General features: G+C 45.3%; 4 protein-coding genes and 1 pseudogene. 1 reads left to right on the top strand and 4 read right to left on the bottom strand.

What is annotated here, in order from left to right:
* From PF479_RS03825 to PF479_RS03815, 3 genes are all read right to left on the bottom strand, one after another.
* The coding region (locus PF479_RS03825; RefSeq protein WP_298002369.1) for an acyl-CoA dehydratase activase at positions 1–2,820 on the bottom strand (2,820 nt) is incomplete at its 3' end.
* 39 nt (positions 2,821–2,859) lie between these two features.
* Positions 2,860–3,333 carry a hypothetical protein gene (locus tag PF479_RS03820; protein WP_298002368.1) on the bottom strand — a complete coding sequence of 158 codons (474 nt, stop codon included), beginning with the start codon at positions 3,331–3,333 and terminating at the stop codon, positions 2,860–2,862.
* A gap of 220 nt (positions 3,334–3,553) precedes the next feature.
* Positions 3,554–3,862, bottom strand: coding sequence for a hypothetical protein (locus tag PF479_RS03815; RefSeq protein WP_298002367.1), 309 nt, complete (start codon positions 3,860–3,862; stop codon positions 3,554–3,556).
* Positions 3,863–4,332: 470 nt separating this feature from the next.
* Here PF479_RS03815 and PF479_RS03810 point away from each other — a divergent pair.
* Positions 4,333–4,599: pseudogene (locus PF479_RS03810) on the top strand (diguanylate cyclase); the annotation flags it as partial.
* Positions 4,600–4,607: 8 nt separating this feature from the next.
* Here PF479_RS03810 and PF479_RS03805 read toward each other — a convergent pair.
* Positions 4,608–5,978: bacteriohemerythrin (locus tag PF479_RS03805; protein WP_298002366.1), on the bottom strand; the 1,371-nt coding region annotated here is incomplete at its 5' end.

The raw sequence follows: 5,978 nt of genomic DNA, 5'->3' as shown, positions 1-5,978 counted from the left end.
CAGAAATGAATCGGGACCGCACTTAAAGGATGTCAGGAACACCGGATACAATCCATCTGTCTGAACAACCTTTTCAGCAGCCCTGAGAATTTTATCGGCGAAGTTCCAATTGACTTCCTTTAGCAGCCCTTTAATATTTGAAAAATTCCCTTCTATATCCACCATGTCCTGGTAAAAGACCCGGATACCAAGATTCCCGAAAATATCGGGAATCCCTTTATTCATCCCTTCAGGCAGAACAGTATAGGGGCGTCCCAATAAGAGAACGTCTACAGATTCGCTTCTGTTTTTGGTAAAAAGGTCAAGCAAGGCCTCCTTTTGGAGCCTTCTGAACTCCTCCGCTTTGTCCAGAGCCGCCGATATCTGGAGGAATGAGAATTGACGTCCCGGCAGGGCCTGAAGAACCCGCAGCAGCTCCCCTTTGAGCTGAAAAGAGGAGTATCGGGTGGCGGCCAGGGGCATCAGACAGCGTTCTTTCGTCACCGCCTGAGCAACAAGACTTGCTGAAAACTGGGTAAAGTAGCAGAACTTCCTGGATTCCCCTTCCTTACCGGTCTTCCGCTCCTGATAGTGAGGGAGGAAGATATAATCCGCCTTTTCCAGAAGAGCCGCGGCGTGACCGAACAAGGAGCTGACAGGGGCACAGAATTCGGAACCTGTCAGGGGTTTTCCCCGGGAAACGGCATCCTTCATGCCTGCGGAGTGGATGGTTCTGATCCCCAGATCCCGGAAGAAAACCTGCCAGTAGGCTCTGTCTTCCACCAGATGAAGGGCATCGGGAATACCAATAGTCAGATCATCCCCGGCCTCTCTTTCATCCCTTTGCAAGGATTTCTGTAATCCTGTATCCAGACGGCGCCGCTCTTTCATCAGATTCCAGCCGCTGGTATTGGTATTCACATAACTTTCAGTATTATAATCCCGACCGCAGAGAAACCCGAAGGCCAGCGACTTATCCTTCAGATCGGCAACGGTCAGCTTGCAGTGGTTACCACAGAGACCACATACTTCCTGCCTGACCGGAATATCCGCCTTATAGAGATCCAGTCCGGGAAAACTATCAGAAAGAACCGCTTCATCCTTCAGCGTCAGAGCTGCGCCAAGAGCCCCGGTCAAATGGCAGAAGGGAGAAACGAGGATGGGTCTTTTCAGTTTCTGTTCGAAGGCAGCCACAAGGGACTTATTTTTGGCCGTCGCCCCTTGAAAAAAGATTTTGTTCCCAATGGCGCCTGTGACAGCCACCTTTCTCAGGTAGTTTTCCCGGACACCATGAAGAGCCGCAGTGAGCACCTCTGACACGGTGCATCCCTCAGACAGCTGATGGTTGATATCCCGTTCCATAAAAACGGTACATCTATCACTCACACGGGGGGCTCGTTCACCTTCGGTCATTCCCGCATAATCTTTGACAGTCAATCCAAGACGGGCCGCCTGTTCTTCCAGAAAACTCCCGGTACCAGCCGCGCAGACATTATTCATGACAGAGAGGGTCACCCTCCCATTTTTAAGGGTTGTAAACTTGGCGTCCTGACCTCCGATTTCAAGGATGGTATCCACATGGGGATCAAGCTCAATCGCAGCCCGTGCATGGGCGCTGATTTCATCCAGAACAATATCTGCTTCAATCAGTTTTCCAATAAACTTCCGTCCCGAACCAGTGGTTCCGCTTCCCCGAATAAACAAGTGGGAGTTTTCAGAAAGAGCCGCCAGGCTGATGGCCTCAAAAAGAGCCTGAAGGGCCTCCAGGGGCCGTCCTGATGTTTTTGTATAGAATCCCCCATACACCTCTCCCTCAAGATCGCAGACAATAGCCTTCGTACTGGTGGAACCGATATCGATTCCAAGATAACAATCCAGAGTTTCAGGCAAAGATCTATACAAATCCACTTCCACAAAGGGTTGCCCCTTCCGTCCTTCGATGGGCTGCTCCCAACTCCTGTAACTTTGAAAATCAGGATAGTCCGACAGCAACAGCTCCAGGGGAGGATAAAAATCGGTTTTATCGGTCCTTTCGTCTTGATACAGAGAATCAAAATTCTCTTCTCCCACTGTACCTGAAGCATTAAGAAGGCTGAGGGCGGCTCCCAGAGCCCCCTGATATTGTCCGAGGGGGTCCGTCAACAGAACCGAAGGAATCAGGGAGGCAATATTGCGGCTGACCGATTCATTGGCAGACACACCGCCGGTGAATAATACGGAACCGGAAATCTCTTCTTCCTTGAACAGGGTATCTACAAGATTTTTTGCCAGCCCCCTGCACAAACCTTCACTGATGGCAGAGAGGGAGTAACCTTCCTGCTGAGCATGAATCAAATCAGTTTTGGCAAAAACAGCGCAGCGGGTGGCCACCAGGGGTGGTTCATCTCTGTTTTCAAGGGCGACCCGGCTCAATTCGGCACTGCCCGACAGGTTCAGACGACCCGCCTGCTGATCCAGAAAGCTTCCTGTACCGGCAGCGCAGGAAGTATTCGTCCTGACTGATTCATAATCCCCGTTCTTGTCAAAACGAATGAGTGAAAACTGTTCCCCCCCTACAAGCAGAAGTGCAGAGACTTCTGGAAAACGCTCCTTGGCTGAACGGATGCAGGCCATGCGGGAATCGACAAAAAGAGTGTGAACCGCTCTGCTGCCGGGCCGCCCTGTAAGGGCTATCGATCCCAGCTCCTGTAAATTGAGTTTACCTTCCAGAGTAAGAAGAGCTTTTTTAAGATTTCCCTCATGATGGAACGAATGGTGACTGATCATGCGTCCTGTCTTGTCTACAAGAACAGCACTCAAAGATACAGATCCTGCGTCCAGACCCAGAACATATTTCTTCATTACACAACTCCTTCCGGCAGACCCTGCCCCATAAATAAGTTAAAGTTTGTCTCCTACGGTCTCCCAGAAATTTTTTACGCCCTTCAGCCATCCCTCCTGAACGGTGGCCTTTATGTTTTCAAGCCGCTCCTGCAGAGCTTCAGGAAATTGACAGAGCTGCTGAATGGTGTCGGAGATCTGCTTCTGCACCTGAGGTATTTGCAAAACCTGATCCTCCTTGGTATTTACCGCCAGTATCAAGTCTTCATAATGAGCGTTTGAAGCCCAGAAGGTCCCGGCTTTTTCAGCTTGAAAAGCCAGGCGTTCCTCCCAGTTCTCTTTTTCCTTCTTCAAGCGGGCAATGACATCGTTGAGGGACGTATCCTCTCCCATACGCTTTTGAAAATCTTCCTTTTTCCGGATGGCATCACCAACGGCATCCTGAAAAATTCGGGAGAGATTAAAACCGGATCTCCATCTGTCAATTTTATGATAAAGGTCATCGGGAACTGTCAGGGTAATCTTACGGGCCATCAGTATCCTCCTACACGTGTGCATTCCAACACACGTGACGATATTCTTCAATATATAGCTAAAGTGGTACTTATTCGTATTTAAACACGTACTATTTTACCAGCACGTACTGCTCCCGGCAAGTATATTTTTTTGATCTGATCAAAAAAAGACAAAAAAAAACTGCCCGTCTGTATGAAACAGAGGGCAGTCCACAAAAAACAGAGTTTTTACGGGGAAATTATTTAATGATTTTCTGATAGGGTACAGTTACCTTATCCTTACCTTTTACCAGGACCTGAACTTTATCAACAGAGATGGTAATGACTTCACCTTCCTGAGTTTCTTTATTATTCATGAATTTTATTTTATCGTGAATTTTCAGTGTATCCCTCAGTTTTCTTGCTACTTCATCCTGGGTCTTTTTTAAAAGATCCCGTTCTTCAGCTTTAATAGCATAATCCAGCTCTGTTCTTAGAACCTTTTTATCTTCCAATGAAAGCCCGTCGTATAGTTTTACAAAATTTTCGGTTTTTTTAGCTCTAGCCATATCAAATTCTCCTTAGCAATTTAAGACAGTTTATGATTATAAATACTCTATGCATAATATTACACATTATTCAGATGAAAAAAACAAGAAAAAATTCAATAAATCGCCCATTTCTTAAACTCATGGTTATTATTATGGGTAAAATTCCAAAATATAAGACAGAAAAAATATACCAGTAGCGGTCAATTTGATTATTCTATACATTTCTCTTGGCCTTTTATCCAGTGAATTATTTCTCTTCTTTTCAACAGTTATCCGCTTTCCATAAATAAAATATTTTGCCGTATTGCTCATTACATGAATCTCTTTTTTATTGAATATTACAGAGATTCTTAATCTTCTTTTTTTTATATGAATATTTACAACCATTCACTGATATTTCATTTTATTCGGCAGATTGTCCGCCTGATTAAAAACAAGAACTTCAAGGATATGCAGCCCCTTTTTATTGCAATTCTAATGGTCCCCAATCGGGCGATTTCATCCTTTCGGAACTGGCAAAGAGATTCATTTCAAGCCTCTCGTCAGAGATGATGATCTATCGTTTCAGAGGAGATGAGTTTGCCATTTTTATTACAAGATCCATGGATTCAAGTGACATAATTGAGACGGCAATCACCATCCAGAATTGGGTGAGTGAACCCAACAACCGGATTAAGACTGTAATGGACCTTAAAGAGGGGATTAAAAACAGGGAATTCTATCTGATGTATCAGCCCATTGTAGTCTGGTGTTGAAAAAACTCTTATGCCTTGATGTCCTTATGGCTGAAAAACTCGGTGTACATTTTGTCCGTCTTGTTGATATGGTTGACAACCCAGTTCTGCAGGAAGTCCAGCACTTCAATGCTCAGCACACCTTCATTCCGCTCTATTCCCCGGTGCAGTTCTTTGGCTTTGGCCACCAGTGCATTATGCTGATCAATATGCTCCCCTTTATAGGGATAGTTATATAGATGGAAATTCTTTTCTTCCATGCCAAAGTGATACTCCGTATAATCTATGAGTTTCATAAGAGTTTCCCCTAGAATATCATTCCCCGATCCCTCTTCCATCCTGTTGTATAGATCGGAAATAAGACTGAGGAGTTTCTTGTGCTGATCATCAAATTCTCTGACCCGGACACTTAGATTTGCATTCCAGCTGATAAAATCTGAATACCCGAGGGTCATCAGAATCTGAACGATCTCATTGGAGATGCCTGTCAGTTCCTGGAATTTCAATTCCGCTTCGGCCATCTTGTCTTTATCTTTCAATTCAACAATTTCTGACAGGACTTTATGCAGCAGGACATGACGGGATTTCAGGTTTTCAAATTTCCGATCATCGCCGATGTATTCTTTTCCCCGTGAATAAATCCATTGGCCAAGCCTGCAATGATGGTCATCCAGTATCCCTTGATCGGCATTATCCGTACTGCCGTCCAGAATAGACCTGGATATTCCCATCCAGTTCACATGGGCGACCATAAGATTGGAAATGAAAAGTTTATTTTCCAGTTCATTTTGTTTTCCCAGATAGCTGGTTCGAGCCTGCATTATCTCCAGAAAAGATTCTGATATTTTAAGATAGGATTCTGACACCTTAGTCAGGTTGAAGTTGGATATTTTTGACTCATTTGTCAATTTTTCCATATCCTCTCTGAGCTTGGATGCAACCTGTTTGGAATCCTGAAGTACCTTGTTAATATCTGTTGCTCCATATTCTATTTCATGAACACTGGCCGTCGATTCCGCGGCTATTTCCTGCAGATCTCGTGTATTCTGGGATAGCTGCTGAGAACTGATCAAAAGTGACTCCGTATTTTCATGAATTTCAGAAAAGGCCGAGGCCACGGTTCCTGCCCCTTTCTCGATCTCTTCAAAGGATTTTCCGCTCTCCAGGCTGATCGTTCCTGCACGGTTGATCTGTTCAACTAGTTTATTCAGTGTCTGTGAGATACTGAGAGCATTTTGTCCGGTAGATTCGGCCAGACTCCTGATCTCTTGTGCCACAACGGCAAAACCCTTTCCTGCATCCCCCGCATGTGCTGCTTCAATGGCTGCGTTCATCGAGAGCAGATTTGTTTGAGAGGCAATTTCGTTGATGACCGTAATCAGAGAGAGAACATCATCCAC

Origin of the sequence: Oceanispirochaeta sp., assembly GCF_027859075.1 — a bacterium.
Taxonomy (GTDB): Bacteria; Spirochaetota; Spirochaetia; order DSM-2461; family DSM-2461; genus Oceanispirochaeta.
Note: the sequence above shows the minus strand (reverse complement) of the source record. Positions and strands in the feature narration are given on the sequence as shown.